Annotated in this window: 27 protein-coding genes and 3 tRNA genes; 9 read left to right on the forward strand and 21 right to left on the reverse strand. The window is 70.2% G+C overall.

The window, feature by feature from the left end; genetic code table 11:
* Nucleotides 1-163: 163 nt before the first annotated feature.
* Entirely contained in the window at nucleotides 164-760 is a 597-nt protein-coding gene (locus AC2D9U_RS13145; RefSeq protein WP_484749644.1) for a GNAT family N-acetyltransferase, read from the forward strand.
* On the forward strand, nucleotides 760-1,113 hold the full coding sequence (locus tag AC2D9U_RS13150) for a SnoaL-like domain-containing protein (RefSeq protein WP_484749645.1): 354 nt from the start codon (nucleotides 760-762) through the stop codon (nucleotides 1,111-1,113). The genes AC2D9U_RS13145 and AC2D9U_RS13150 overlap by 1 nt, the downstream gene beginning before the upstream one ends.
* Here the strand turns inward: AC2D9U_RS13150 and AC2D9U_RS13155 are convergent.
* The 8 genes from AC2D9U_RS13155 to AC2D9U_RS13190 form a co-directional block, all read right to left on the reverse strand.
* The gene (locus AC2D9U_RS13155; RefSeq protein WP_484749647.1) at nucleotides 1,107-2,441 is read right to left on the reverse strand and encodes a hypothetical protein; all 1,335 of its coding nucleotides are present in this window, start codon (nucleotides 2,439-2,441) and stop codon (nucleotides 1,107-1,109) included. The two genes, AC2D9U_RS13150 and AC2D9U_RS13155, sit on opposite strands and share 7 nt — an antisense overlap.
* Nucleotides 2,438-2,896, reverse strand: a complete 459-nt coding sequence (locus AC2D9U_RS13160; protein ID WP_484749648.1) for a molybdenum cofactor biosynthesis protein MoaE — start codon at nucleotides 2,894-2,896, stop codon at nucleotides 2,438-2,440. Before AC2D9U_RS13160 ends, AC2D9U_RS13155 begins: the two co-directional genes overlap by 4 nt.
* 3 nt (nucleotides 2,897-2,899) lie before the next feature.
* Nucleotides 2,900-3,151, reverse strand: coding sequence for a molybdopterin converting factor subunit 1 (gene moaD, locus AC2D9U_RS13165; RefSeq protein WP_484749649.1), 252 nt, complete (start codon nucleotides 3,149-3,151; stop codon nucleotides 2,900-2,902).
* A gap of 10 nt (nucleotides 3,152-3,161) precedes the next feature.
* Nucleotides 3,162-3,734 carry a hypothetical protein gene (locus AC2D9U_RS13170; RefSeq protein WP_484749651.1) on the reverse strand — a complete coding sequence of 191 codons (573 nt, stop codon included), beginning with the start codon at nucleotides 3,732-3,734 and terminating at the stop codon, nucleotides 3,162-3,164.
* 75 nt (nucleotides 3,735-3,809) lie between these two features.
* Complete coding sequence (gene pgsA / locus AC2D9U_RS13175; RefSeq protein ID WP_484749653.1) at nucleotides 3,810-4,436, reverse strand: CDP-diacylglycerol--glycerol-3-phosphate 3-phosphatidyltransferase; 627 nt, start codon at nucleotides 4,434-4,436, stop codon at nucleotides 3,810-3,812.
* A 39-nt stretch (nucleotides 4,437-4,475) separates the two neighbouring features.
* Nucleotides 4,476-6,371 carry an excinuclease ABC subunit UvrC gene (uvrC, locus tag AC2D9U_RS13180; protein WP_484749654.1) on the reverse strand — a complete coding sequence of 632 codons (1,896 nt, stop codon included), beginning with the start codon at nucleotides 6,369-6,371 and terminating at the stop codon, nucleotides 4,476-4,478.
* Between the two features lie 353 nt (nucleotides 6,372-6,724).
* Entirely contained in the window at nucleotides 6,725-7,129 is a 405-nt protein-coding gene (folB, locus tag AC2D9U_RS13185) for a dihydroneopterin aldolase (RefSeq protein WP_484749655.1), read from the reverse strand.
* On the reverse strand, nucleotides 7,126-7,902 hold the full coding sequence (locus tag AC2D9U_RS13190; protein WP_484749656.1) for an SDR family oxidoreductase: 777 nt from the start codon (nucleotides 7,900-7,902) through the stop codon (nucleotides 7,126-7,128). Before AC2D9U_RS13190 ends, folB begins: the two co-directional genes overlap by 4 nt.
* A gap of 96 nt (nucleotides 7,903-7,998) precedes the next feature.
* On the opposite strand from AC2D9U_RS13190, the gene AC2D9U_RS13195 reads away from it, so the two are divergent.
* On the forward strand, nucleotides 7,999-8,328 hold the full coding sequence (locus AC2D9U_RS13195) for a hypothetical protein (protein WP_484749657.1): 330 nt from the start codon (nucleotides 7,999-8,001) through the stop codon (nucleotides 8,326-8,328).
* Nucleotides 8,325-8,795, forward strand: coding sequence for a hypothetical protein (locus tag AC2D9U_RS13200; protein ID WP_484749658.1), 471 nt, complete (start codon nucleotides 8,325-8,327; stop codon nucleotides 8,793-8,795). Before AC2D9U_RS13195 ends, AC2D9U_RS13200 begins: the two co-directional genes overlap by 4 nt.
* Here AC2D9U_RS13200 and AC2D9U_RS13205 read toward each other — a convergent pair.
* Genes AC2D9U_RS13205 through uvrB form a run of 3 tightly spaced genes read right to left on the reverse strand, consistent with a single transcriptional unit; the run spans nucleotide 8,779 to nucleotide 12,333 of the window.
* Nucleotides 8,779-9,015, reverse strand: coding sequence for a hypothetical protein (locus tag AC2D9U_RS13205; protein WP_484749660.1), 237 nt, complete (start codon nucleotides 9,013-9,015; stop codon nucleotides 8,779-8,781). The genes AC2D9U_RS13200 and AC2D9U_RS13205 overlap by 17 nt on opposite strands.
* A 55-nt stretch (nucleotides 9,016-9,070) precedes the next feature.
* Entirely contained in the window at nucleotides 9,071-10,120 is a 1,050-nt protein-coding gene (locus AC2D9U_RS13210) for a hypothetical protein (RefSeq protein ID WP_484749661.1), read from the reverse strand.
* On the reverse strand, nucleotides 10,117-12,333 hold the full coding sequence (gene uvrB / locus AC2D9U_RS13215) for an excinuclease ABC subunit UvrB (RefSeq protein ID WP_484749662.1): 2,217 nt from the start codon (nucleotides 12,331-12,333) through the stop codon (nucleotides 10,117-10,119). The genes AC2D9U_RS13210 and uvrB overlap by 4 nt, the downstream gene beginning before the upstream one ends.
* A gap of 8 nt (nucleotides 12,334-12,341) precedes the next feature.
* Here uvrB and AC2D9U_RS13220 point away from each other — a divergent pair, with 8 nt between their 5' ends.
* Nucleotides 12,342-12,860: a CYTH domain-containing protein gene (locus AC2D9U_RS13220; RefSeq protein ID WP_484749663.1), complete on the forward strand. Its 519-nt coding sequence runs from the start codon at nucleotides 12,342-12,344 to the stop codon at nucleotides 12,858-12,860.
* A 117-nt stretch (nucleotides 12,861-12,977) separates the two neighbouring features.
* On the opposite strand, the gene AC2D9U_RS13225 is transcribed toward AC2D9U_RS13220, so the two are convergent.
* Nucleotides 12,978-13,301 carry a hypothetical protein gene (locus AC2D9U_RS13225; protein ID WP_484749664.1) on the reverse strand — a complete coding sequence of 108 codons (324 nt, stop codon included), beginning with the start codon at nucleotides 13,299-13,301 and terminating at the stop codon, nucleotides 12,978-12,980.
* A 409-nt stretch (nucleotides 13,302-13,710) separates the two neighbouring features.
* Between AC2D9U_RS13225 and AC2D9U_RS13230 the strand changes: the two genes are divergently transcribed.
* Nucleotides 13,711-15,090, forward strand: a complete 1,380-nt coding sequence (locus AC2D9U_RS13230; RefSeq protein ID WP_484749694.1) for a tyrosine-type recombinase/integrase — start codon at nucleotides 13,711-13,713, stop codon at nucleotides 15,088-15,090.
* A 94-nt stretch (nucleotides 15,091-15,184) separates the two neighbouring features.
* A complete protein-coding gene (locus AC2D9U_RS13235) occupies nucleotides 15,185-15,559 on the forward strand; it encodes a hypothetical protein (protein ID WP_484749666.1) in 375 nt (124 codons plus the stop codon).
* Between the two features lie 137 nt (nucleotides 15,560-15,696).
* Here AC2D9U_RS13235 and AC2D9U_RS13240 read toward each other — a convergent pair whose 3' ends face one another.
* The 9 genes from AC2D9U_RS13240 to rlmB form a co-directional block, all read right to left on the reverse strand.
* Nucleotides 15,697-16,092, reverse strand: a complete 396-nt coding sequence (locus AC2D9U_RS13240) for a hypothetical protein (protein ID WP_484749668.1) — start codon at nucleotides 16,090-16,092, stop codon at nucleotides 15,697-15,699.
* 286 nt (nucleotides 16,093-16,378) lie between these two features.
* On the reverse strand, nucleotides 16,379-16,630 hold the full coding sequence (locus tag AC2D9U_RS13245; RefSeq protein ID WP_484749669.1) for a hypothetical protein: 252 nt from the start codon (nucleotides 16,628-16,630) through the stop codon (nucleotides 16,379-16,381).
* 361 nt (nucleotides 16,631-16,991) lie between these two features.
* Nucleotides 16,992-18,530: a DUF3987 domain-containing protein gene (locus AC2D9U_RS13250; protein WP_484749671.1), complete on the reverse strand. Its 1,539-nt coding sequence runs from the start codon at nucleotides 18,528-18,530 to the stop codon at nucleotides 16,992-16,994.
* A complete protein-coding gene (locus AC2D9U_RS13255; protein ID WP_484749672.1) occupies nucleotides 18,523-19,383 on the reverse strand; it encodes a DUF7146 domain-containing protein in 861 nt (286 codons plus the stop codon). Before AC2D9U_RS13255 ends, AC2D9U_RS13250 begins: the two co-directional genes overlap by 8 nt.
* A 339-nt stretch (nucleotides 19,384-19,722) precedes the next feature.
* A complete protein-coding gene (locus AC2D9U_RS13260; RefSeq protein ID WP_484749673.1) occupies nucleotides 19,723-20,043 on the reverse strand; it encodes a hypothetical protein in 321 nt (106 codons plus the stop codon).
* Between the two features lie 870 nt (nucleotides 20,044-20,913).
* A tRNA-Thr gene (locus AC2D9U_RS13265) sits at nucleotides 20,914-20,985 on the reverse strand.
* Between the two features lie 44 nt (nucleotides 20,986-21,029).
* Complete coding sequence (locus AC2D9U_RS13270; protein ID WP_484749675.1) at nucleotides 21,030-21,257, reverse strand: hypothetical protein; 228 nt, start codon at nucleotides 21,255-21,257, stop codon at nucleotides 21,030-21,032.
* Nucleotides 21,258-21,358: 101 nt separating this feature from the next.
* Nucleotides 21,359-22,123, reverse strand: a complete 765-nt coding sequence (locus AC2D9U_RS13275; RefSeq protein WP_484749676.1) for a 2-keto-4-pentenoate hydratase — start codon at nucleotides 22,121-22,123, stop codon at nucleotides 21,359-21,361.
* Nucleotides 22,120-23,145: a 23S rRNA (guanosine(2251)-2'-O)-methyltransferase RlmB gene (gene rlmB, locus AC2D9U_RS13280; RefSeq protein WP_484749678.1), complete on the reverse strand. Its 1,026-nt coding sequence runs from the start codon at nucleotides 23,143-23,145 to the stop codon at nucleotides 22,120-22,122. Before rlmB ends, AC2D9U_RS13275 begins: the two co-directional genes overlap by 4 nt.
* Before the next feature lie 256 nt (nucleotides 23,146-23,401).
* Between rlmB and AC2D9U_RS13285 the strand changes: the two genes are divergently transcribed.
* Both AC2D9U_RS13285 and AC2D9U_RS13290 read left to right on the forward strand, forming a co-directional pair.
* Nucleotides 23,402-23,483: transfer RNA gene (locus AC2D9U_RS13285), tRNA-Tyr, on the forward strand.
* A 79-nt stretch (nucleotides 23,484-23,562) separates the two neighbouring features.
* Nucleotides 23,563-23,636: transfer RNA gene (locus AC2D9U_RS13290), tRNA-Gly, on the forward strand.
* The last annotated feature ends 147 nt before the right edge of the window (nucleotides 23,637-23,783 follow it).

A 23,783-nucleotide genomic window follows, 5' to 3' on the forward strand; every position in this document is an offset into this window, starting at 1 on the left:
CGCTGTGCACTGCGTGTCTTCGGCATGTTTTCCGCCCGGGTCGCTTCCATTGCCATCGCATGGCGATCCTACACCGGATATAGGGCAAGGGTGTGGTGGCGAGTAGCGACCGCGCCCCGCCCGATTGCTCGACACGCCGCATCTTGCGGCGAGGACCCAAGCCATGGCTCTCAGGCTCCGCACCGCCCGCCCCAACGACGCGCCGGCGGTGGCGGCCCTGCATGTGGCCTCCTGGCGGGACGCCTATCGCGACGTGCTGGACCCGCACTTCCTCGGCGGCCCCATCGAAGCCACGCTGGAGGCGCATTGGCAGGCGATGCTCGGCGGCAAGCGCCGGCCTGGCGCCGTGATCCTGGCCACCGCGGCGCGGGAGGTGGCGGGCTTCGCCGCCGCCTGGCGGGAGGGCACGAACTGCCATGTGGACAACCTCCATGTCCGACCCGGCATGCGCAATGCGGGAATCGGGCGCGCGCTGCTGGGCTTCGCCGCGCGTCGGCTGCAGGCGCAGGGTTGCCAGACCGCCGATCTCTGGGTCTTCGCCCGCAATGCCGGGGGCCTGCGCTTCTACGCCCGGCTCGGCGCCGAACTGGGGCCGGAGGTGCTGCGCGAGACGCAGGGCCAGATGGTGCTGGAACGCCGCGCCAGTTGGAACGAGATCGGCCTGCTGATCGCCGCCTGCACCGCCGCCGAGGGCGCGATTGCAACTGTCACACGGGCCGCGGCAGGATCGCGCGAATTCGCAGAGGAACCCACGCCATGATGACCACCCGCGACGTCGCCACCGCCTTCGCGGCCCTGTGCAAGGCCGGCGACCATGAAGGGGCTGCGGCGCAGTTCAACGCGCCCGGCATCGTCAGCCTCGAGGATATTCCCGGCCCCATGGCCCGGGTCGAAGGCACGGCCGCCGTCAAGGCCAAGAGCGAATGGTGGTATGCCGCGCATGAGATCCACGAGGCCCTCACCGAGGGGCCCTGGGTGCATGGCGACCAGTTCACCCTGCATTTCACCATCGACGTGACCGAGAAAGCGAGCGGCAAGCGCACGCGGATGACAGAGATCGGGCTCTACACCGTGCGCGAGGGCAAGGTGGTGGAGGAACGCTTCTTCTATTGATCCGCGACGGGCCGTCGCGGCGCCAGGGCAAGCCCCGCCAGGATCGGCATCAGCCACAGGATCCGCGCCTCATAGCGCAGATGCGGCTTGGAGAGCCCGCCGGTGGCGAGGGCATTGGCCGTGATCGCGACCAGCAGCCCCACCACGAGGCCAAGCCGGCGGCGGTCCCCGCTGCGCATTGCCTGCCGCCAGGCCAGCAGGGCCAGCACCGCGCCCAGCACCAGCACCGGCCCATGCGGCCAGAGGAAGGGGGCGGCGGCCTCGGGCAGCAGGCCGCGCGGCTGCAGCGCCGCGTCATAGGCGGCCAGCTCCCGCGCCGGAAAACCCTCTGCGATGCGGGGCCGGACAGCGGCGGCGAGGTGGCTGTCCACCAGCGTGTCGCCGGCCGTGGCGGTGACCATCTGGCGCAGCGTGTTGCCCAGCATGGCCCAGGCCACGGCGAAGGGCTGGGCGCGTAGCGTCTCGCCCACGATCACGCTGGCCTCGGCCGAGAGCAGCGCGCCGCCGAGGAAGCGCGCCGTGCCGTCCGGGGCGCGGTTCACGGGGCTGTCCGGCGCCCAGAGGAAGGCGTCGGAATCCATCGGCAGGCGGTCGGCGAAGGCGCAGAGATACCAGCCTGACTCCGGGCAGCGCGTGCGGATCACCTCGGCCGCCGGCCCATCCGCCTGCAGCCGCGCCAGCATGAAGGTCGCCCCATGCGGGGAGAGGCTGGCCCGCCCATGTCCCCAGAGATTCGTCCCCAGCAGGATCGCGACGGCGCCCAGCAGCGGCAGCGCGACCCGGATGGTGGCGCGCAGGTTCCGCCCCACCAGCAGCACGAGGCCGATGATCGCCGCCGCCAGCGGCAGGTGGGAGAGATGCGCCGCGATGCCCACAGCCGCCAGCAACGCCAGCCAGCGCGCCTCACCCCGGCTGAGCGACTCGCGCCAGAAGCCCAGCAGCAGCAGCGCGAGGGTCACGATGGGCGCGAAGACATCGGGCATCAGCAGGGCGATGGTGAAGGGCGCGGTGGTCAGCGCCACGGCGGCGAGGCAGGCGAGCAGATGGAGCGCCGGATCGGCCCGCCCGCGCAGCGCCCGCACCGCCAGCCAGAGCAGGTGCGACACGCAGAGCCCCTGCGCCAGCACCGGCCCCCACAGGCTCACCCGCCCATGGAACAGGTGCAGCAGCGGCCCATAGACATGCGGCTTGTCCCAGATCACCAAGGGACCCAGGGTCTGGTGCAGGAAGGCGCCGGTATCGCTGAACACCAGCGGGTAGCCGTTCAGCAGCGCCGGCCAGATCAGCAGCACCGCGCCGGCGGCGATGGCGAGAACGGCCCCGATCAAGCGCCTTTCGCCCAGCGCGCCGCGGCCTCGGTGTCGGAGTCCTTGGCGGCCACCCAGCGGGATTCGCCGCCCGCGAAGTCCTCGCGCTTCCAGAAGGGGGCGTCGGTCTTGAGCCAGTCGATCAGGAAGGCGCAGCTTTCGAGCGCCGCCATGCGGTGCGCGCTCGCGGTCAGCACCAGCACGATCGGCTCGCCCGGCGTGATCCGGCCGACGCGGTGCACCAGCGTGCAGCCGGTGAGCGGCCAGCGCGCGCAGGCCTGCGCCGCGATGCGGCCGAGCGCGCGCTCGGTCATGCCGGGGTAGTGCTCCAGCACCAGCGCCTCCAGCCCGTCATCCGCCCGGCAGAGCCCGACGAAGCTCGCCAGCCCGCCGACATCGACGCGCCCCGCCGTCAGCCGCGCCGATTCGGCGGCGAGGTCGAAGGGCGCTTCCTGCACGCGGATGGTCGGCGTCACGGCTCAGCCGCCGGTGACGGGGGGGAAGAAGGCGATCTCGTCTCCCGGGGCCACCGGGTGGTCGAAGGCGCAGAAATCCTGGTTCACCGCGGCGCGGATCTGCTTCGGTTGCGCGAAGGCGGCGGCATGGCCGGGGCTGCGCGCGGCGAGCCAGGCCATCAGCCCAGCGATGTCACGCACCTCGGCGGGCGGGCTCACCTGCTCCTCGGCGAGGCCGACCTTCTGGCGGACCCAGGCGAAGTAGAGGATCTGCACCGGCGTTGCCTCAGGGTGTGACGATCCGGGTATGGCTGCGCCCATCCGGGCCGATCCAGGTCTCGACATTGCCGTCGCGGATCACCGCACCGCCGCCGATCGGGCCGGTGCCGGCCGGGTTGGCGGCATTGGCCGGGCGGACCGGGGGCGCGGGGCTGACGGTGCGGCGCGCGGGGGGCGAGACATCGCCCACCGGGCTGCGCGGCTCGCTCACGCCCGGCGTGGGCACGGGCGAGCGCGCGGGCGGCGCGCCCTGGACCAGGGCGGGCGAATAGGCGGGGATGTTGCGCATCGCCTCATCGGCATTGCCGAGCAGGGTCGGGCGCGGGGCCTCCACCGCCGGCCAGACATTGCCGGATTCGGGCAGCAGCGGTTCGACCTGCGGGTTGCCACCGCGCACGCGCTGGACCGTCAGCGCATCCGAACTCATCACGCTGGTCGGCGGCAGGAAGGGCGGGAACAGGCTCGACAGGCCGATATCCGGCGCCGCGGGCATGTAGGAACAGGCGCCGAGCGACAGCGCGAGCGCCAGCACCGGCGCCCGGGTGGCAAGGCGGGGGAGGCAGGCAGGGGTGGCGGCCATGACGGCTCCCATGTTCGGAATGGTCGAGGGCAAGATGCGCTGCACTGCGGAAAGGCTCAAGGGCTTGCGGGGCATTCAGGGCCGCGCCGGATCGGCCTCGGCGGCCGGGGCGGGTTTCGGCTCCGGCCGCGTGCCGGCGCCGACATGGCGCAGCCCAGCCTGCAGGTAGTCCCAGCCGGTCAGCATCGTCAGCACGGCGGCGGTCCAGAGCATCAGCTCCCCGATCAGGGAGACCGGCAGCCAGCCGAGGCCGAGCAGCGGCGCGGCGGTGTCGCCGGCCAGCAGCGTGCCCAGCGCGCCCATCTGGAAGCCGGTCTTCCACTTGGCGAGTTTCGTCACCGGCAGGCCGACGGAAAGCCCGGCGAGGTATTCGCGCAGGCCCGAGACCAGGATCTCCCGCAGCATGATCACGATGGCAGGAAACAGGCCGAAATCGGTCAGCCGACCCATGCCGGCGAGCAGCATCAGCGCGCAGGCGACCAGCAGCTTGTCGGCGATGGGGTCGAGCATCCGGCCCAGATCGCTGATCTGCTTGCGGCTGCGGGCCAGCTTGCCATCGAAATAATCGGTGATCGCCGCGGCCGAGAACAGCACGCAGGCGGCCAGATCCGCCTCCGGCGTACGGATGGCGGCCAGCACCACCAGCAGCGGGATGGCAACGATCCGCGACAGGGTCAGCAGGTTGGGCAGGTCGGTCGGCATGCCGGGCCTAGCTAGCAAATCCGGATCGATTGGGCGAGGTCATCCGCCCGTCGGGTGGAAATGCCCGTGCACCTTGCGCGCCACGGCCGGGCCGATGCCCGGGCAGGCCTCCAGATCCGCGAGCCCGGCCTGGCGCACGCCGCGCGCCGAGCCGAAATGGTTCAGCAGGCGGCGCTTGATGGCGCTGCCCACGCCCGGGATCTCGTCCAGCTCCGAGGTCACGAGCGCCTTCGATCGCCCGGCGCGATGGGTGGTGATGGCGAAGCGGTGCGCCTCGTCGCGCAGGCGCTGCAGGTAGTAGAGGACCGGGTCGCGCGGTGGCAGCTGGAAGGGCGCCTGGCCCGGCACATGGAAGAATTCCCGCCCGGCATCGCGGTCCGGCCCCTTGGCCATGCCGACCAGGGGGATGTCGTCCACGCCCAGCTCGGCCAGGATCTCCTTCGCCGCGGCAAGCTGCCCGGCGCCGCCATCGATCAGCACCAGATCGGGCCAGCCCTCGCCCTCGCGGCCGGGGTCCTCCTTCAGGGCGCGGCCGAAGCGGCGCTCGAAGACCTCCTTCATCATGCCGAAATCGTCCCCCGGCTTGGCGTCCTTGATGCCGTATTTGCGGTAGGCGGATTTCAGGAAGCCCGCGGGGCCGGCCACGACCATCACGCCATAGGCGTTGCTGCCCATGATGTGGCTGTTGTCGTAGATCTCCACGCGCTCCGGCGGGCCGGCGAGGTCGAAGACCCGCGCCACGCCGGCCAGCAACTCGGATTGCGCGGCGCCCTCGGCCATGCGGCGCTCGATCGCCTCGCGCGCATTGGTGGCGGCGTGGTCCAGGACCTCCTTCTTGTCGCCGCGCTGGGGGCGGTGGATCTCCACCTTGCGCCCGGCCTTGAGGCTGAGCGCATCGGCAAGCAGGACGGCATCCTCCGGCTCGTGGCTGACCAGCACGAGGGGGGGCGGGGGCAGGTCGTCATAGAGCTGGCCGAGGAAGGCGGCCAGGACCTCTTCCGGTGGCTGGTCGGATTTGGAATGGCTGAGGAAATAGGGCCGGTTGCCGTTGTTGCGCCCGCCCCTGAAGAAGAAGACCTGCACGCAGGATTGCCCGGCCATCTGATGCAGGGCGACGACATCGGCATCGCCCACGCCGTCGAGGTTGATGCGGTCATGGCCCTGGATGTGCGTGAGCCCCCGGATACGGTCGCGCAGCGCGGCCGCGCGCTCGAATTCCAGCTTCTCGGCGGCCTCCTCCATCTCGGCGGCCAGCCGCTTCTGGATGCTGGGCGTGCCGCCGGAGAGGAACTGCTTCGCATCCGCCACCAGCGCGGCGTAGTCCTCGCGCGGGATGCGCTCCACGCAGGGCGCGGCGCAGCGCTTGATCTGGAACAGCAGGCAGGGCCTAGTGCGGCTGTCGAACACCGTGTCGCGGCAGGAGCGCAGCAGGAAGACGCGCTGCAGCGCCGTGATGGTCTGGTTCACCGCCCAGACCGAGGCGAAGGGGCCCCAATAGCTGGCGCCCTTGCGGCGCTCGCCCCGGTGCTTGGCGATCTGCGGCCAGGGGTGGTCCTCGGTCAGCACCAGCCAGGGATAGGATTTGTCGTCGCGCAGCACGATGTTGAAACGCGGGCGCAGGCGCTTGATGAGGTTCGATTCCAGCAGCAGGGCCTCGGCCTCGCTGGCGGTGGTCACGATCTCGAGGCTGCGGGTCTCGAACACCATGCGGCGCAGCCGCTCGGGCAGGCGCGCCACCTGGGTATAGGCGACGACGCGCTTCTTCAGGTTGCGCGCCTTGCCGACATAGAGCGCCTCGCCCCGCGCATCGAGCATGCGATAGACGCCGGGCGAGGCGGGCAGGGTGAGCAGTGCCGTCTCGATCACGGTCAGGCCGTGCATCGGCGCGGCGGCAGCGTCGGGCTCGGTCGGGGCGGGGGGGGCGGGCTCGGTCATGGGCCTTGCCGATATGCGCCGGGCCAGGGCGCGCGAACAGGCCGGCGGGCTGTGGGGTTGTCCACGAAAGCTGTGGATAAGTCTGTGGACGTAACTCCGCCAAGCGGCCGTTTTTGGCGGAGAACCGCCAACGCCGCGCCATTGCTTAAGAAATGGTCAATCATGTAAGTTATTGAAAAATATGGGATATGAGAGTGCGGGGGCGGGTATTCGCGCGTCAAGAGCAAGTTGAGGCTTGACCGCGGCGGGCTTTGCGGCGGGGGGAGAGGGCGGTGGACAATTCCCGCAGGCCCCCTCGCATCATCGCCCGCCTGTGCCTTGAATCCACAGTGAATGTTACCGGCGTGCGACAGCTACCGAGGGTTCTCGGCGCGCCGGCGTTCCACCACGACGCCCACGCTGGCGACATCCGGGAAGGCGTCCGGCTTCTCCACCGTGACGCGCGCGCGCTCGACGCGGGGGTCTTCCAGCGCGGCGAGAGCTATGCGTTCCGCGAGGGTCTCGACCAGCAGCACATGGCCGGCCGCCACCGTGGCGCGGGCGATCTCGACCAGGCGCTGGTAGTCCACCACCCGGCGGAAATCATCCGGTCCCACCGCTGCCGGCGCGGCCTCATCCTGCACCACCAGCTCGACGCCGAGCACGATGCGCTGCGGCGCGGCCTTCTCATGCGGATGGATGCCCAGCCGGGCCATCAGCTCCAGCCCGCGCACGAAGACCAGGCGGCGCCGCGCCTCCGCATCGGCCGTGTAGGTCACTCTTCGATTTCCTTCGCACCGGCCACGGGTGCCCATTGCAGGTGCTGCCCGCCATCGAGGGCGATCATCTGCCCGGTCATCGAGGGCAGCGCCAGGATCGCCAGCAGCGCCTGCGCGACCTCTTCCGCGCTGGTGCCGCGCCTGAGCGGCACGGAGGCGCATTGCCGGTCGAACTGCGCCTGGGTCTGGCGGGGCGAGGGCATGGCCGGGCCGGGGCCGATGCCATTCACCCGGATGCGCGGCGCCAGCGCCAGGGCCAGGGTCTGCGTCAGCGTCCACAGCGCCGCCTTGGAGACGGTGTAGGAGACGAAATGCGGCGTCAGCGACCAGACGCGCTGGTCCAGCAGGTTCACCACCACGCCGCGCGCCTCGGCCGGCAGGCCCTTGGCCAGCGCCTGGGCCAGCACGAAGGGGGCGCGCAGGTTGGGCTCCAGATGCTGGTCCCAGCTTTCGCGGGTCGCATCGTCCCACTCGTCGCGCTCGAAGGTGGAGGCGTTGTTCACCAGCACGCCGATCGGGCCGAGCGCGGCGACGGCAGCGGGCCAGAGCGCCGTCACCTCGGCTTCCCGCGCGAGGTCGGCGCGCAGCGTGACGGCACGGCGGCCGCGCGCGCGCACCTCGGCGGCCGTGGCCTCGGCCTCGCTCGCGGAGGTCGCGTAGTGGAGCGCCACATCGAAGCCGGCATCGGCCAGGGCCAGCACCATGGCGCGGCCAAGCCGCTTGGCGCCGCCGGTGACGAAGGCCGTGCGCGGAAGGGAGGGGTCGATCTGCATGGCGCGCGCTTAGCGCGGACAGCCTGCCGGGGCTACCCGTTGACCCCGGGCCCGCCGGCGCGGGAGGGTCGCCCAAATTCTGATGACGGAGGCGGCATGCGACTTCAGGTTCTTGGCGTACTTGCCGTGCTGGCGCTCCCGCCCTGCGCCCAGGCCCAGGGCCTGCCGGGCGGCATTCCCGGCCTTTCCGGCGTGCCCGGCCTCGGCAGCGCGCCGGAGACGCCGGAGCAGAAGCGCGCCTTCTGCCAGCGCGTGGCCGGGGCTGCGGCGCGCTGCGGGCTCACCCTCGACGTGACGGCGCTCACCGCCTGCCTGGTGCGAACCCTGCCGCCGCAGGATTCCCTGCGCGTGGCCCAGGTGGCGGAGCGCGCGCGGGGCAATGCCGGCGCGCTGCTCAACGATTGCGGGATCCGCAGCGGGCGATGAGCGCGACGCCCGAGGAGGGGCGCAGCCTCTACCGCAACACGCGGTTCCGCCGCGTCCGGGCCGTGCAGTACGGGCTGTGGCTGGCTGCGCTCGGCTTCGCCCTTGCGGCGTCGGTCCTGCCCTACCTCAGCCCGGGGGCGGAACTCCGGGCGCTGGTCATCCTGGCGCCGATCCTCGCGGTCTGCGCCTGTGGGATGGAGATCTATCGCGGTCTCTACGTCACGGCGATCCTGGCGCGGCCGGAGGGGCTGGTGGTGGAGACCCTGGCCTGGCGCGGCCGCCGTCACGCGCTGCTGCCCTGGCCGGCGCTGCCGCGCCTGCAGGCGCCGCGGCGCTACCGGACCCGGGGTGCGGTCTCCAGCGCGGTGATGCTGCGCCGGCCCGGGGCCCGCCTGCCTTACATCGTCGATACCACGGTCGATGCGCTCGACACGGCAGGGCTACGCCGTTTCAGCGTCGCCCGGTAAGCGCGCCGATCGCGGCACCACCGGCGCCACCCACCACCGCCCCGGTGACCATGGAGCCACCCGTGATGGCCCCCACGGCCGCACCGCCCGCCGCACCGATGGCGCCCCCGGAGAGGGCGCGCTGCTGCTGGCGGGACATGCCCTCGCAGGCGATGAGCGGCGTCGCCAGCAGCACGGCCAGCGTGGCGCGCAGGATCGGGCGGGGCAGGGCAGTGATCATCGGTCGATTCCCATGTGGTGACTGCTCAGCAGTTGAGTCACCTCTTGTGGCAAGGTCAGGGCAGCCCGGCTTCACGTTCCGGCGAGCCCGCGCGCCGCAGCGCGAGGCCGAAGGCGCCCAGCACATGCCCCTGCACCTCGGATTTGAGGTAGAGCGGCACCGCGCCTGGCGCATCGACCTCCTCATCCAGCGGATGGGTGCCGGGATGCAGGTTGATCGGCCAGACCGCGTGGCCCTCCGCCATCAACCGTGCCGCAAGCCCCAGCAGATCCTGCCGCCGCAGCGCCACCAGGGCGCCGCCCTCGGGCGCCGCCTCGTCGGAGGAGAGATCGAGCTTCAGCACATGCAGGGCAATTCCGCCCGGCCGCAGCCAGTCGAGGCTCGCCGCGATCATCTCCAGCGCTGCCGCACGGGTGCCGCAGCGCTCGACGCTCCCCTGCGACCAGAGCAGGTCGAAGGCGCCCGGCGTATCGGGCGTGAAGGGGCCGACCCGCGCGGCGAAGGCCTCTTGCCCGATCAGCGAGTCCTGGTGCAGCGCGGCGAGGCCGACCCCCTCGCGCAGCGTCGTCACCACCTGCTGCCCCTGCGCGGCGAGCACGCAGGCGAGGTGCCCTTCCGCCAGATCGAGGCCCAGCGCCCGCAGCCCCGGCCGGTACAGCCCGGCTTTCTCGATGGCTGCGAGCAGCCACACCCTGGCCCATTGCCCCGCATGCCAGCCCGGCTTCTCGCGCAGCATGCCGCACCAGCGCAGATAGTCCGGCGAATCCAACTGCCCGGCGGTGGCCAATTGGCTGATCGGGTCGCGCAGATCAGGCTCCGCGAAGCACCAGGGCAGGGAAGGGTCCTCGGGTACGCGCAGCAGCGCCACGGGCAGGGCGAAGGGAGCGCCGATGGCCGGGATCGCGTCGCGCGGCAAGGCGGCGCGGAAGGCTGCCCTGCGCATCACCTCGAGCCGAAGCGTGGCCAGCGACCGATGGCCTGCGAGTGCCGCGATCTCCTCTGGCACGGCAGGGCGGCCGAGCAGCACCTCCAGCGCCAGTGCGATCTGCGATGCGTCCAGCGGGGGGCGCGCCGGGGCGGCTGGGCCAGTCCGGATCTTCCTCACGGGCCGCGCCGCCGGCCGCGCCCCTGATTCGGGTCATAGCCGCCCCCGCCCGGGCCGAGCGGCTTGGGTTTCCAATCCTGCTTGCGTTCCTTCGTGGTTCGCCCGCGGGCCGCCTCCGGCGCGCGCGGTTGCGCCTCCTGCAAGGAGCGCCCGGCGAGGTTGGGTTGCAGGCCGAGTTGCAGCGCCTCCAGCCGCTTGATCTCGTCGCGCAGCCGGGCCGCCGTCTCGAATTCCAGGTCGGCCGCGGCGGCGCGCATCTTCTTCTCCAGATCGGCGATGGCGGCGCCCAGGTCCTTGCCGACGAAATTGGCGGTGCTGTCGCCCTCCACCGCCTCGACCGTCACATAATCCTGCTCATAGACCGAGTGCAGCACATCGGCGATGTCGCGCTTGATCGAGGTGGGCGTGATGCCGTGCGCCTCGTTCCAGGCGATCTGCCGGGCGCGCCGGCGCGAGGTCTCGCCCAGCGCCTTCTTCATGCTCTCGGTCATCACGTCGGCGTAGAGGATCACGCGGCCCTCGGCATTGCGCGCGGCGCGGCCGATGGTCTGGATCAGGCTGGTGGTGGAGCGCAGGAAGCCCTCCTTGTCCGCATCCAGGATCGCGACCAGCGCGCATTCGGGGATGTCCAGCCCCTCGCGCAGCAGGTTGATGCCGATCAGCACGTCGAAGACGCCGCGGCGCAGGTCGCGGATGATCTCGATGCGCTCGAGCGTGTCCACGTCGCTGTGCAGGTAGCGCACGCGGATGCCGGCCTCGGTCATGTATTCCGTCAGATCCTCGGCCATGCGCTTGGTCAGCGTGGTGACCAGCACGCGCCCGCCGGCCTGCGCCACGGCACGGCATTCGGCCAGCAGATCATCCACCTGGCGCTCGACGGGGCGGATCTCGGTGACGGGATCCACGAGGCCGGTGGGGCGGATCACCTGCTCGGCGAAGGCGCCGCCGGTGCGCTCCATCTCCCAGGGGCCGGGGGTGGCGCTGACGAAGACGGTGTTGGGGCGGAAGCTCTCCCACTCCTCGAATTTCAGCGGCCGGTTGTCGGTGCAGGAGGGCAGGCGGAAGCCGTATTCGCTGAGCACCGCCTTGCGCGCATAGTCGCCGCGATACATACCGCCGATCTGCGGCACCGTCACATGGCTCTCATCGACGATCAGCAGCGCGTTGTCGGGCAGGTATTCGAAGAGCGTGGGCGGCGGGTCGCCCGGCCGGCGGCCGGTGAGGTAGCGGCTGTAATTCTCGATGCCCTTGCAGACGCCGGTCGTCTCCAGCATCTCGATGTCGAAGGTGGTGCGCTGGTCGAGCCGCTGGGCTTCCAGCAGCCGGCCGGCGGCTTCCAGCTCCGCGACGCGCTGCTTCAGCTCCGCCTTGATGCTGACGATGGCCTGTTGGAGCGTGGGCCGCGGCGTGACGTAGTGGCTGTTGGCGTAGATCGCCACGCGCTCCATCTCCATCGTCACCTCGCCGGTCAGCGGGTCGAATTCGCGGATGCCGTCGATCTCGTCGCCGAAGAGCGAGACGCGCCAGGCGCGGTCCTCGAGGTGCGAGGGCCAGATGTCCACGCTCTCGCCACGCACGCGAAAGGTGCCGCGCGCGAAGGCGGCGTCGTTGCGGCGGTATTGCTGCTCGACCAGGCCCTTGATCAGCGCGTCGCGGGCGATGACGCCGCCGCGCTCGAGCTTCACCACCATGGTCGAATAGGTCTCGACCGAGCCGATGCCGTAGATGCAGGAGACGCTGGCCACGATCACCACGTCGCTGCGTTCCAGCAGCATCTGCGTGGCGGAGTGGCGCATGCGGTCGATCTGCTCGTTGATCTGCGAGTCCTTCTCTATGTAGGTGTCGGTGCGCGGGACATAGGCCTCGGGCTGGAAGTAGTCGTAGTAGCTGACGAAGTATTCCACCGCATTGTCGGGGAAGAAGCTCTTCATCTCGCCATAGAGCTGCGCGGCCAGCGTCTTGTTGGGGGCGAGAATCAGGGTCGGGCGCTGCACTGCCTCGATCACCTTGGCCATGGTGAAGGTCTTGCCCGAGCCGGTCACACCCAGCAGCACCTGGTCGCGCTCGCCGCGCTGCAGGCCCTCGACCAGTTCGCGGATGGCGGTCGGCTGGTCGCCGGCCGGCTCATAGGGGGAGACCACCCGCAGCGGCGTGCCGGAAGGCGGCGCGGGGCGCTTCTCGGGAATGAATTGCAGGGGGACGATGACATTCATGCCCCCGAATGTGGGCGTTCGCGCGCGCTTCGGGTAGCCTGCCCGGCATGGGTGTCGAGATCGAACGGAAATTCCTGGTGGCCGGCCCCGGCTGGCGGGATGCGGTGCGCGGGCCGGGCATGGCGATGCGCCAGGGCTACCTCGCCACCGGCAGCGCCCGCGCGCCGGGCGTGCGGGTGCGCCTCGCGGGCGATTCGGCGTGGCTGACGGTGAAGGGCCCGGGCGGGCTGGTGCGGGCCGAGTTCGAATACGCGATTCCCCCGGCCGATGCGCAGGGCCTGCTGGCCCTCTGCCCCTGGCCGGCGATCGAGAAGACTCGCTGGGAGGTGCCGCATGCGGGCCATCTCTGGACGGTGGACGAGTTCTTCGCCCCCGCCCGGCTCGCCGGGCTGGTGCTGGCGGAGGTCGAACTGCCGCGGGCGGATATCTCGCCCACCCTGCCCGATTGGCTTGGCGCGGAGGTGACGGAAGACCCGCGCTACAGCAATGCGGCGCTGGCGGCGGCGCTGGAGCATGATCGACCCTGATGGATCGATACCGTGCTCAGGAAGCCGTCGAATCCAGAACCGACACCAGCGAACATGGCTGCCGTTCTGGCTGATGGTGCCGCAGCGGCGCCCTGATCGCGGCTCAGGCCGCGCGGTTCATTGCCGGCCCAGGTGGTTCACCGGCCCGCCGCGATTGGCCGGCGTGCCCGGCAGCACCCCGACCCCGGCTGCGCCGACCCCCGGCCCGACGCCGACGCCCGGTGCCACGCCCACGCCGGGCGCGCCGACGCCGACCCCCGGCGTCACGCCGACTCCCGGCGCGCCCAGGCCCGGCGCCGGATGCAGCACCACCCCTGGCCGAACGACGCAGCCGGCCGGAACGCCGATATAGGTGCAGTAGACAACGGCCTGGGCCGGCGTGCCGAGGCCCAAGCCGGCGGCGATCCCTAGCAGGGGCAGGATGGCGGACAGCTTCCGCATCGGCTTCGTTCCTTCGGATGCGGTGCCATCATCCGCCTTGTGGGTGCTTGTATCGTTGACGACGGATGGCCCTGGCGTCGCGTGGCGAGGCTACCACCGCTCGGGGGTTGGGCCGCAAGCCATCCCCAAAGCCGCAGGGCCTCTCATGCGCTGGGTGTGACCTGCGGAGCCTGGTGCCGGGTGAGGGGATCGAACCCCCGACCTTCGGTTTACAAAACCGAGGTAAAGGGCTCCGCCTGCTCTCGCACGGTTCCGCTGCCCAACTAGGATGCGAGGAAATGCAAGGGATGAAGTGGGATTATCCCTCCGCCGCGACCCGTCACTTTCCGCTTGACCCCGCAATGCGTGTCCGGTCAATGTCCGGTCAGAAGATGCCTTCGGTTTGGCGTCCGGTCAGCGGGGTGGCGTGATGCAGGTTCTGCGCGAAGGGCCGGTGAAGATCACTAAGGCGACGATTGAGGCCGCCGGGCGGCGCCGTGCGAAGGGCGTGCGGCTGGTCATTGGCGATGCGGAGTGCCGCGGCCTGGCGCTCGTGGTGAACCCCACCGGCATGACCTGGCGCTTCGACTTCAAGCCGCGCGGGATCGACCCGGCTACCGGCAAGCGGTTCGCCTCGCAATCCGTCACCATCGGCAACCCGGAGAGCCATTCCCCCGACGATGCCCGCACGGCAGCAGCGGTCTTGAAGGGCAGGACGCAGGTGGGCGCCGATCCGGCGGCGGAGCGGAAAGCGCAACTCGCTGCGGAGCGCGAGGCCCGCGCTCAAGCCTTGGCCGCGTCCTTCACGGTGAAGGCCCTCATCGACCTCTACGCTGAGAAGCATGTGGCCGATCTCCGCCCTGCGACACAACGCGATGTGCTTTCCCGGCTGCGCCTTCACCTCCGCCCAATTGAGGCTCGCCCGGCAACGTCTATCGGGCGCCGTGATGCCGCTGAGGTGGTGGATGCTGCGGCTAAGGCTGGGGCCACCACCGCACGGCGGGTGCGGGACTACAGCCGTGCCATGTGGGCATGGGCGCTTGCCCGTGGCTCTCTGCCGGAAGGCGCTTCGAACCCGTGGGAACACGCGCCAGCGCCGGGCAAGGACGTGGCCAGGGAGCGTGTGCTGAATGCCGAGGAAGTCGGTCATGTCTGGCGCGCGGCAGGCACGCTCGCTTCCCCCTATGGCCCCATGATCCGCTTCACCCTGCTCACACTAGCCCGGCGCGAGGAAACCACTGCGATGGCCTGGGGCGAGGTATCGCCCGACCTCACGCTGTGGACGCAGCCGGGCACCCGGACAAAGAACGGCAAGGCGCATGTCGTGCATCTGGCCGAGCCGGCCCGCGCGATCCTACGCGCCTTGCTCGGCGCCGAGGATGGGAAGCCCCTTCCGGCGCTGCCAAAGGCGGATCGGCTGGTGTTCGGGATCGACGCCACGCGCCCCATCACGACGCATTCGTGGGTGAAGCGGGCTATGGATGCCGCGATCGCCAAGGCTCGTGCAGAAGCAGCGGCCGAGGCCGGCCAGCCGACCCCCGAGCCGATGCCCGGCTGGGTGCTGCACGACTTCCGCCGGTCTGGCGTCACGTGGCTGGCGGGGGCCGGTTTCCCGCCGCACGTAGCCGATCGGCTGCTGAACCACATTCAAGGCACCATCAAGGGCGTGGCCGCGATCTACCAGCGCGGGGAGTTTCTCGATGAACGCCGGGCGGCGCTGGCCGCATGGGCCGTGCACGTAGAAGCGTGCGGAGGGGGCGTGGACGCCGCGACCAATGTGGTGGCGCTACCAGCCCGCCGGGCAGGCTGACAGGCCGCCCAGCAGACCCGCGCCGGGGCGGTCTCCCCGGCATCTAGGGCGGCTGGTGGTGCGCTGGAACCGTGCCACCAGCCTGACCCCGACCATGGAGCACAAGACCATGACCGAGGCTATCGACACCATGCCGACCCCACGCCCCAGCGCACAATACGAGCCAGCGAAGGTTTCCAAGATCGATATGGAGGCTGCGCTCGGCGAATTGGTGGGTGCCGCTCAAACTGCGGCGGTCGTCCTGGAATTCCGCGCCAGTCTGGATGACAGAGCGACGTCGGTGGACGACGCAATGGTTTGGCTGTCCGCAAAACTTGTTAACGCAGCCGAGACGGCCACGGCGATCTATGATGGACGCCCGCCGCGATGGGACTCCCATGGTGAGGCCAATGCAATCCGCGACGCTTTGGACAAAGCGGCTGCGCGTGGTGCTGGTCGCGCAGCGGGTAGAGAAGCGGATCGGCCTTGAAGCTGACAACTGTCCCCGGGGGGTATGGTCCTGAGAACAGCCCCCCAGGGCGATATCCCGAAAACAGCGACTGTAGCCCCCGCCCGCGAGGATCGACCCATCTGTGGACTTCCTGGGCGCCATCGCCCGGCAACAGTCTAGCGCGGGCGATAAACCCCCAGCCCCTGCCCGTAGGGATTGCGAGGGCTGTCTGCGGAGTATGGCGAGCCGAATTGGCCGAACGGGTTATTCGTGCTGTCAGGCGAATAGGGCGAGCCGTAGCGGCCATAAGGGTTGGCTACTGAATTCGGGTCATAGGGATTGGCATTCAGGTTGCCTCGGAACTGGCCCTGTTGATCGAATAGCCGGGGGCTAGTGCCATCGCTGCCGTAGGGATTGGAGAACGCTCCAGGTAACTGCGGCAAAGCCGGCCCAAGTGTAGGATTGGCGGACCATTGGCCGATATACTGAGCCTTCGCCGGATCGCTCCCTATGCCCGATGCGAGAGGCACCAACACTGCTAATGCGGCAAAACCCGTGAAGCCTTTAGGCATGTCGCCATCCCCTAACAATTCTGCGCTCGAAACATGGCACCGGCAGGAATGGACCCACAAGCGAATTCAGATGATGGCATTGCCATTGGCGCGCCGCATCACACCTCGGTATCAGAACGCCGCCCCCCAAAACCACCAAAAACACCAAAATCACATCAGAGCAACACGACTGCCGGCGCCGTCGTCTGGCCTGTGACGCCTTCGCTTGCGCGAGCCTGCGCGCGCGTAGTTCGAGTGATGATGAGTAAGAAATGCTGTCCTATTTTGAAGGGCTGACGGGCGTGCTTCATCTCAGCCGCTCAATCACCGGCTCGGCTTGCCGTCTGATTTCATCCGCAAGGTCTTCGGTCACAATGACGCCCGGATGCCCGCCGGCAGCTACAGGCGCGCGCAGCACCAACACGCCCTGACGCTGGCGCGCCACCTCAAACAGCGCCGTGACCGGCCCGAAGGTGACGGTGACATGCAGCGCGGGCTTCAGGCGCCCGGGGATCAGATCATCTGCAACGGTGATCTTCGGCTCGGCTCGCTTGGTCATGTGGTTCTCCTGTTGGTGACGGACTCGGGCAACAGGCCAGCGCCTCCCAGGCGCGCCACCTTGGCGGGCGCCAACATCCATAGCCGGCCATCGGGCAAGGCCAGATCAAGCGCGCCGATTGAACACCACGCCCAGGTCGCGCCGGCCCGGATTGCCTCGGCTAGCCTCCGTGCCGTGTCCCTGTCGGCCCATGCCAGCGCCGCGTCTGCGTTATCGGATTGCAGAGGTGCTGCCCTGCCAAGCGCGGGCGCCTTTGCGGAACCGAGGCTGTCCCCAAAACCTCCAAAACCTCCAAAACCCTCGGCATGAGGCTCTTGCGTCTCGGTCGTGATGGCGGCGAGAGCGCGGGCCAGGAAGCGGCTCATGACCCGGCCTCGATTACTCGGCGGGCTTTCCATGCCGTATGCGCCTCGGCCAAGCGCGGGTTCACTCGATGATCAACGCGCGGGCGACCGGGCTTCGGATCGTGCGGCGTGGGCAGTAACACATCCTCGGCGTGCAGCACCGCCACCGCCGACTTCACCGCCTCGGCGCTGGACAGGCCGCGCAGGCCGGGCGTGTTTCGGATCGCGCGTTCATTCACCAGATCGGCGCCTGTCGCGAGGATATGGCGGAGCAGCGTCCGGGCGTGTCGCTCGGCTTCCGACACGGCGCCCTCACCGAAGGCGCGCTCGGCCATCGGCAGGAAGTAGCCATCCATGAGTCCGGCGGCGGCGTCGGCAGCATCACGGCCAACCTCGACCGGGGCTTCGGTGCCGGGGCGCTCGGCGCACCAGCGCAGCAATTCCAGGACAACGGCGATGCGCGTCATCTGCCCGCGCGCCTTGCCCAGCGCGCCCAACATCAGACCAGCGGCTTGCGCCTCGCGTCCAGCCCAACCCCGCGCGACTTCCTCCACCACCGATGCCGCAGCATCAGAGAAGCGCATGAACCACGGGCGCGGCTCACCATCATCCCCGATGGGCATGGCGAGATTGACCAGACGCGACAGATCAGCCCGCCAGGCATCCGGCTCATGCGTCCGGGTGGGGCGCGCGAAGGGGCGCGGCTCCGGGAACACCCACAGGAACCGCACGGCCAGGCCGTCATCCGAGCCGGTGGTGAGTTCTGCCAGGCGGTCCGGCTGGATCGTGCCGACAATGCCCAGGCCAAAGCGCGGAACATGGATCGGCTCAGGGTTCTTCACCCGGTCGATTGTCTTGGCGCGCCCGTTCCACGCCTCAAGCCACGCTGCGCGCTCACCGCCGCTGCCGCCGCTGCCATAGCGGTCGAACCCGCCGAGGAAAGCCGCCAGTTCATCTCGATGTAGAAGCACGCCACGCGGGCAGCCACGCAGCAGCAGCGCGACGGCCTCGATGGTTGGCTCGGATGTCAGCAGCCGGGGCCGCACAGGGCGCGGTGGAGCGGTGCCGGCCTCGGGCATCCGTGGCGGGGCAAAGCCATCCCTCACGGCCTTCTTTACCTCAGTGCCCCATCTCTCGCGGATCGCATCAGCCTCCGCATTCAACGCCTCCCAAGCCGCCAGCGCCTCGGGGTGGCCGGCGGCAAGCGCGGTTTCCAGGTCGGGCAACACATCGCTCAGCACGGCGCCCATGCCGGGCGTCTTGCCGCTGGATGGATTCCCGACGCAGCCGATCCAAAGAAACGGCGGCTCATTCCAACCGGCCCATGGTGCAGCCCATCGCGTATTGCCGATGCAGGTCGCGGCGCCTGCCAGCAGCCCGGCGGCGACGTAATCGGTGGTCGAGTTCTTGGCCTCCGCCGCGATGGCGACACGCTTCGCCCAGATCGGGCCAAGCAGTTGCAGCGGGAAGGCCGGCGCCGCTCGGCGCTCGCGCAGCAGGGCCAGGGATGGCAGCGGCAGGGCCGCCTCGGTGATCGTGAAGCCGCCGTCAGCCATGCGCCACGTCCTGCGCCATGCGGCGCTGTAGGAGGTCGTTGAAATCTGAACCGGGTATCTCGGGACAGATCACGCTCACGCGCCGCCCCTGAGCCGTGAAGGCGTCGGCTGCGGCCCATGCTGCGCGCTGGCCCGTGCCGGCAACGTCATGGTCTGCGGCGATGAAAACCTCGCGCACCGCATCAGGCAGCGGCACGCGGGCCATGTTGCCAGCCGAGAGCGCAGCCCATGCCGGCGAGCCCGTCAGCAAGCCGGCGGATAAGGTTGTTTCGATGCCCTCGCCGATCACCAGCCGGGCGCCGTCGCCCAGATCGCACAACCGCACCACCGCGCCGCCAATCGGGCCGAGGGTGGCGCGCGGTGGGTCAAGCCGCGCCTTCCCCGCACCGCCCGGAGCGAGATAGGTGCGATGAACCGCCACGCCTCGACCGGCAGCATCCACTGCCAGCGCGATCATGCAGCCGGCCCGGGCGCCGCTCGGATGGCGCGCATCGGGCAGGTAGCGCAGCGCGCTGCCATCAGGCACAGGCAGAGCGCGCCCAGCGAGGTAGGAGGCCGCCGGGCCGCCTTGGACGGGCTGAGCGGCATCCCACAGGTCCAAGGCCCTGTCCGTGCGGCTGGCGGCGTCACAGGCGATGCTTGCGACCGCCGGGACCATGGCTCGGCGCCCCATAACCGCATCGGACAACGCGGCTCGGTCGGTGCATGACGCACAACACCACAATGCGCGGCCTGCCTTTTCGGTGAGCCTCAATCCGGATGAGTAGCCGCAGGCGGGGCAGTCACCTGCCCACCTTCGACCGCCACTGACGCGACGCAAGCCGAGACGCTCAGCAATCTCGGCGGCGCTCATTGCCGCACCGCGCGGACTTCGCGGTGGAGCCGACGCAAGTGCAAGCAATCTGCCCACGACAGGCAGGCGGGGCCTCGCCGTTCAACTGCGCGAAGCCATTCAAGGCAGATGCGGCTTGTCATGATCGCCGAGCCGCCAGTTGATAGATCGAATGCACACTCCCACGCGCGGCGGGAGATTTCTTCGGGAACCGGAACAATCGTTTCTGGGCTCACGGAATGCCTCCATGCCCCAGCATTGAACCTTGCGAAAACGCCGCGCGGGACGTAGATGAAAAGTGCAGCCAGCCTCTACGTAATCCGCCGCGCCTCCGGTCCAGTGCCGGGGGCGTGTTGCGTTTCAGGGGCTCACAAGTGCCTGGTGATTGCGCTTGCCGCCACGGATGGGCGGGGCGGCTGCCAGTTTGGCATGAGCGACCTCAAACAACTCGGCGGTGGCGCAGATCGCCTTGCCGTTCACGTGGCGCCAAGTCAGCGGCCACACTTCCAGGCTTCGATGCGAAACCGGGAAGAGGTGCTGCGTCACCAGATCTGCGCCAACGCGCCGATCAACATAGCGCGGCAAGACCGCGAGCAGTTCCGGCAGGCTTGGATAGGTGCCGGCAATCTCGGGCGTCGAAAGCCGTGAGGACGTTTGGTCGAAACCGGCGCTTTTCAGCATAGCGGTCACTCCATCTGCGACGCCCGCCCCGGGAACACTCCCGAAAGCGAACGCCAGGGGTCGCTGCGCCTCACGGCGCGGCTAGACGCAACCTAGCCCCAGTAGGGCGATGTTTCAAGCGTCTGGGCTCGCCTCATCCGGAGATTTTCCGGCAAAACATATTTTGGGCCGGAATAATCGCCATGACGTCGCTGCTGGCCGGGCAGGCTGACGCGCGCGGAGCATGCATGTCGGGCATCAGCGCCATGGGGGACGGGTCTTGCGCGTGGTCGTTACTATAGCTGATCCGCGCCGCGATTCGGGCCGAAGGGGCGCCTCCCGCACAGCCTGCATCAACCTGCGTGATGCGCCATTTTTTTTGAAAATGCGCCGGCAGGGCGCTCGGAAGTAACCAGCGCGAGAGGGGGCGGGGGTCGGCGTTTCGCGGCTACCCCTCCCCCGGTGGCCGTTTTTTCGAAGGCCAGGGGGGGGGTGGCACAGGCCACGGGCACCGGCACCACGGCCTTGTCGGTGCAGGTGCTGCGTCTGGTCGGGCACGACAGGCCAGCGCCATAGGCGCGCGTCTCAGGCGGTTGCGGGCGGCGCTCCTGCCGGGGTCATCACCGTGATCTCTGACCACGGCGCCGGGCGTGCTCGGGTGACATGCGACCAGCGGCCGGGCACGAGGCACGCGCCTGCGACCACCAGTCCCCAATCCGGGTTTTGGTGGTTTTGGGGATATTAGGGGCGGGGGTGAGCGCGCAGATGAGCGAGGCATCGGGACACGCGGGCAGGTGGTGATCCTGCCCGCGATGGCGGTCACCCGAATGGGGTTTTGCCTGCCCGTCCGGTCAATGTCCGGTCAGAAAATATGCCAATCGGCTAAGTCATTGCCGGGTGAGGGGATCGAACCCCCGACCTTCGGTTTACAAAACCGCTGCACTACCGCTGTGCTAACCCGGCCCGGCCCCTACCTAGCGCGCGCCGGGGCAAGGCTCAACCAGACATCAGGCGTTTCCGATCGTGCCGAAGGCGTCGTCATTGGTGGCGCGCACCACGGCGGCGAAGAGGCGCAGCGCATCCGGCCCGCCACGGTCCGAGAGCGTCCCGCGCTCCATCTCCTCGGCCAGCAATTCCGCATGGTCGGCGAGTGTCTCGGCCGCCCGGCGCAGCGCCTCGCGCGAGAGCACGAGCTGCAACTCGTCGGGCATGGCATTCCAGGTGGTAATCTGCATGGCGGTCCCCAACAGGCCGCCTTTCTGGCGAGACGCCGCGCGGGAACGCGCGGCCCGGTCATCATCCGCCAGCCCAGGTTGCCGGAGCGTGAACGCCGCCCTCAGACGAAGCGCAATTCCACCCGGCCCAGCGTGTCGAACTCCACCACCACCTCGCCCGGCCCCTCGATCCAGAAGGGCGGGGTGACGGAGCCGAGGAACACCACCTGCCCCTTGCGCAGCCCGCCGAACACCGCCGCCGCCGGCGAGGCCGCGAGCCAGGCCAGCGCCGCGAAAGGATGCCCCAGCAGATCCGCGCCCACGCCCTCGCCGCGGATCGCGCCGGCCACCGTCATCCGCCCGCGCGTGGCGCCGAGGTCGAGCGCCTGCCATGCCGCCACCGGCGCGCCGAGCACGCCGCCGGCATGGAAGACCTGGTCGGCGATCAGCGTCGGCGTGCCCAGCGTGGCGAGGTCGAGATAGCGCTTGTCCACCACCTCGATCGCCGCGAAGACCTCGCCCACCGCCGCCATCGCCTGTTCGCGCGTGCAGGGCCCCGCCGGCAGGTCAGCCCCCAGCCGCAGCCCGACCTCGCATTCCACGCCGGGCGCCACATAGTCGGCCAGACGCAGCGTCGCCGGCCCCCGGTGCAGGCCGCTGGCCGGGACGAAGCCCGCGGCCGGGCCGGTCAGCCCCAGATAGGCCTGCATCTGCCGCGTCGTCGCGCCGATCTTGAAGCCCGCCGGCGGCACCTCGCCCAGGGCCGATGCCACCTCATGCTGCAGCGCGTAGCCGGCTTCGGCGTCGGCGGGGGCCAGCGCGCCGAGCGGCGTCAGGATCTGGCGAGCGCGGCGGGCGGCGAGGATCGCCTCGGCGGCGGCACTCATGCGGGGTCCTCCGGAAGGTTGGGGGGCGTGCGGATGATCTCGTAGAGGGCGACGGCGGCGGCGGCGGCCACGTTCAGGCTCTCCACCCCGGGGGCGATGGGCAGGCGCACCAGCTCGTCGCAGGTCTCGCGCTGCAGCCGGCGCATGCCGGTATCCTCGGCGCCGAGGACCAGGGCGGTGCGGCGGTCCCGCGGCACGGCCTCGGCCAGCGTGCGCTTGCCCTCGCCGGCCAGGCCGAGCACCCAGAATCCGGCCCGCTGCAGCGTCACGATGGCGCGCGAGAGGTTCACCTCCCGCGCGATGGGCACGAGTTCCAGCGCGCCGGAGGCCGCGCGCGCCAGCGCCCCGGTCTCGGGCGCGGCGTTGCGGTCCTGCATCACCACGCAGGCGGCGCCGAAGGCCGCGGCCGAGCGCAGGATCGCCCCCACATTGCGCGGGTCCGTCACCTGGTCGAGCAGCAGGACCGGCCCCGGGGAGGCAGCGAGGGCCTCTTCCAGCGGCACGGGGGCGAGGGGCTCGGCCAGCAGCGCCGCCCCCTGGTGCACGGCGTCCTCGTTCAGGAAGGTCTGGAATCGGTTGCGCTCCACCCGCTCGGCCGGGATGCGCCAGGGCTTGGGGAGTTGCGCGGTGAGCGCGGCCTCGGCCTCGGTCGTCAGCAGCAGGCGCTTGAGCCGGCGGCGCGGATTCGCGAGCGCGGCCGCCACGGCATGGATCCCGTGCAGCCAGAGCGTATTGGCGGGCGGCGCGTCACGCTGGATCGCGGCCTGGGAGGGGCGGGGTTCACGCGGGGGCGGGGGCGCTTCGGCCTGGCGTGGCGGGCGGGCGTCGCCCATGCCGCGCCGGTCGCGGCCCTTGCCGCGGGGCTCGGCCTGCGGCTGGGCCGGGCGCGGCCGCTCTTCCCGGTCACGGCCTTCCCCGGCGGCGGGCGAAGCGAAGGGACGCGCATCGGCCGGCGGCTTGTGCCGGTGCGGCTTGCCCTTGAGCGGGCGCGGCCCGAAGCCCGAGGGCCGGTCCGCCCCCACGGGTCCTTCGGCACGGGGCGGGCGAGGGGGGCGTGCCGGGGGAGCACCCGGGGCCCCACCCTTGGCAGGCGGGCGGCGCGGCGGGCGCGGGGGAGAAGCAGGAGTACGGGCCATGCCGGTCATGTCGCGCGCCGGCGCCGCGAAGTCCAGCTTCGCAATGCGTCAGACATCCGCCGATGGCGCCTCTGCCGTTGACAGAGGCGCCACGACCGGGCAAGTGGCCCGCGCTCACGGCGGCGGGCCTCGGTTCGACTGCGGAGGGGTGCCCGAGTGGCTAAAGGGGGCGGACTGTAAATCCGCTGGCTCAGCCTACGTTGGTTCGAATCCAACCCCCTCCATATCTCCCTGGCCCGCCGTGCCGGTGGTGCCACCCGGAATCACCGGGCGGCGCAGCGCCACAAATTTCGGCGTCGCGGCGCGGGTGTAGCTCAATGGTAGAGCACCAGCCTTCCAAGCTGGCTACGGGGGTTCGATTCCCCTCACCCGCTCCACGCGCGCGGGCGAGCGGTTTTTCCGCGCGTGAGAGACATCGACCGCAAGGTCTGACAGCGGGAACAGGGCAATGGCCAAGGCGAAATTCGAGCGTAACAAGCCGCACTGCAACATCGGGACGATCGGGCACGTTGACCACGGCAAGA

This window comes from Roseomonas sp. TF40 (genome assembly GCF_057219975.1).

What these genes read in the sequence shown, in the direction of transcription:
- AC2D9U_RS13195 (WP_484749657.1), top strand. Translation starts at nt 7,999, where the DNA reads ATGCGACTTCAGGTTCTTGGCGTACTTGCCGTGCTGGCGCTCCCGCCC.
- AC2D9U_RS13190 (WP_484749656.1), bottom strand. Translation starts at nt 7,902, where the DNA reads ATGCAGATCGACCCCTCCCTTCCGCGCACGGCCTTCGTCACCGGCGGC.
- AC2D9U_RS13220 (WP_484749663.1), top strand. Translation starts at nt 12,342, where the DNA reads ATGTGGGCGTTCGCGCGCGCTTCGGGTAGCCTGCCCGGCATGGGTGTC.
- uvrC (WP_484749654.1), bottom strand. Translation starts at nt 6,371, where the DNA reads ATGACCGAGCCCGCCCCCCCCGCCCCGACCGAGCCCGACGCTGCCGCC.
- AC2D9U_RS13225 (WP_484749664.1), bottom strand. Translation starts at nt 13,301, where the DNA reads ATGCGGAAGCTGTCCGCCATCCTGCCCCTGCTAGGGATCGCCGCCGGC.
- pgsA (WP_484749653.1), bottom strand. Translation starts at nt 4,436, where the DNA reads ATGCCGACCGACCTGCCCAACCTGCTGACCCTGTCGCGGATCGTTGCC.
- AC2D9U_RS13270 (WP_484749675.1), bottom strand. Translation starts at nt 21,257, where the DNA reads ATGCAGATTACCACCTGGAATGCCATGCCCGACGAGTTGCAGCTCGTG.
- AC2D9U_RS13205 (WP_484749660.1), bottom strand. Translation starts at nt 9,015, where the DNA reads ATGATCACTGCCCTGCCCCGCCCGATCCTGCGCGCCACGCTGGCCGTG.
- AC2D9U_RS13245 (WP_484749669.1), bottom strand. Translation starts at nt 16,630, where the DNA reads ATGACCAAGCGAGCCGAGCCGAAGATCACCGTTGCAGATGATCTGATC.
- AC2D9U_RS13230 (WP_484749694.1), top strand. Translation starts at nt 13,711, where the DNA reads ATGCAGGTTCTGCGCGAAGGGCCGGTGAAGATCACTAAGGCGACGATT.
- AC2D9U_RS13170 (WP_484749651.1), bottom strand. Translation starts at nt 3,734, where the DNA reads ATGGCCGCCACCCCTGCCTGCCTCCCCCGCCTTGCCACCCGGGCGCCG.
- AC2D9U_RS13145 (WP_484749644.1), top strand. Translation starts at nt 164, where the DNA reads ATGGCTCTCAGGCTCCGCACCGCCCGCCCCAACGACGCGCCGGCGGTG.
- AC2D9U_RS13240 (WP_484749668.1), bottom strand. Translation starts at nt 16,092, where the DNA reads ATGCCTAAAGGCTTCACGGGTTTTGCCGCATTAGCAGTGTTGGTGCCT.
- AC2D9U_RS13255 (WP_484749672.1), bottom strand. Translation starts at nt 19,383, where the DNA reads ATGAGCGCCGCCGAGATTGCTGAGCGTCTCGGCTTGCGTCGCGTCAGT.
- AC2D9U_RS13250 (WP_484749671.1), bottom strand. Translation starts at nt 18,530, where the DNA reads ATGGCTGACGGCGGCTTCACGATCACCGAGGCGGCCCTGCCGCTGCCA.
- AC2D9U_RS13275 (WP_484749676.1), bottom strand. Translation starts at nt 22,123, where the DNA reads ATGAGTGCCGCCGCCGAGGCGATCCTCGCCGCCCGCCGCGCTCGCCAG.
- AC2D9U_RS13200 (WP_484749658.1), top strand. Translation starts at nt 8,325, where the DNA reads ATGAGCGCGACGCCCGAGGAGGGGCGCAGCCTCTACCGCAACACGCGG.
- uvrB (WP_484749662.1), bottom strand. Translation starts at nt 12,333, where the DNA reads ATGAATGTCATCGTCCCCCTGCAATTCATTCCCGAGAAGCGCCCCGCG.
- AC2D9U_RS13260 (WP_484749673.1), bottom strand. Translation starts at nt 20,043, where the DNA reads ATGCTGAAAAGCGCCGGTTTCGACCAAACGTCCTCACGGCTTTCGACG.
- AC2D9U_RS13150 (WP_484749645.1), top strand. Translation starts at nt 760, where the DNA reads ATGACCACCCGCGACGTCGCCACCGCCTTCGCGGCCCTGTGCAAGGCC.
- AC2D9U_RS13235 (WP_484749666.1), top strand. Translation starts at nt 15,185, where the DNA reads ATGGAGCACAAGACCATGACCGAGGCTATCGACACCATGCCGACCCCA.